Here is a 1,189-nt window from a genome sequence, read left to right on the forward strand (position 1 = left end):
AAAACAGCAAAATAATTTGGATTTGTCAAAACCGTTCGATAATTGTCTGCTCCAACAAATTTTGGATTAGGCGTGATTCCATTCCAATCGGTCAAACTGTACTGGAACATTTTTATTAACGGATAATAAGAAAACAACAGCAGTAAAGCAACTGGAATGATAGTAAATAAGAAAATGAGCAACTTTTTTTCTGTATTTTGATTTAACTTTATTTTATGCACAGGATACCCCTCCATTAATAAATCGAGCGTCCCAACGAAACCGGGACGCTCCTTTCACTCAATTAATTGTTGCCAACTGTTTTGATTGCATCAGCCCAACGTGTATTAAATTCTTTCATAATATCTTCAAATGATTCATCTGAATTTCCTATACCAGCATCAATAATGCGTTGTTTTTCTAAATCAGTAGAGCCTACGCCTAATTCAGACATATTATTAACATCTGGAAATAGTGATTCTTTTCCTTCAGGTGCTGGGTTTTCTTCTAATAAGATAACACCTGCATCTTGGCTAGCTTGTAACGCTGATGGATAATCTCCACCTATTACAGCTGGCAATCCACCATTATCTACCGCATAATCAGATTCATTCACTAACCAGTCTAATAACGTACGTGCAGCTTCTTTATGTTCACTGTTCACATTAATAGCTAAGTTATAGTCTCCACCAATACCCATATATTGTTTACCATCTTCAGCTGTGGTTGGGAAAGTTTGGAATGTGATATTTTCTGAATTTTCTGGAACGATATCTTGAATTTGTGGTACAGCCCAGCTTCCTAAAACCATGACCCCGATTTTGCCGTTTGCCATATCCACTTTAGATTGTTCCCAGTCAGATGTTGTTGGGTCTGCTTCAATCAATTTTTTATTTGCTACTTGATACAATGTGTCATAAATCGTATACATTGTATCGCCTTTTTCAAATGGTGCAGGATCTTGAGCTAATTTTGTTGTTACATCTGGATCACCAGAAACTCCTGTACGTGTGAAGTCCCAGTTTGATAATGTCCACCCTGCAGCATAGTTTGTGTATAGCGGCGTTACATCAGGTGTTTTTTCTTTGATTGTTTCTAAAGCAGCAATGAAGTCTTCTTGTGTTTTAGGGAACTCATTGATCCCAGCATCTTTGAATACTTGCATGTTTACAACCATACCAGTTGCATTCATTTGTGATGGAATACCATA

1 protein-coding gene and 1 pseudogene are annotated in these 1,189 nt (G+C 36.9%); both read right to left on the reverse strand.

Annotated features, from left to right (window positions below; all coding sequences use genetic code 11):
* Nucleotides 1–221: pseudogene (locus CAT7_RS11955) on the reverse strand (sugar ABC transporter permease); the annotation flags it as partial.
* 62 nt (nucleotides 222–283) lie between these two features.
* The coding region (locus CAT7_RS11960) for an ABC transporter substrate-binding protein (protein ID WP_007726004.1) at nucleotides 284–1,189 on the reverse strand (906 nt) is incomplete at its 5' end.

The organism is Carnobacterium sp. AT7, from assembly GCF_000171855.1.
GTDB lineage: Bacteria > Bacillota > Bacilli > Lactobacillales > Carnobacteriaceae > Carnobacterium_B > Carnobacterium_B jeotgali.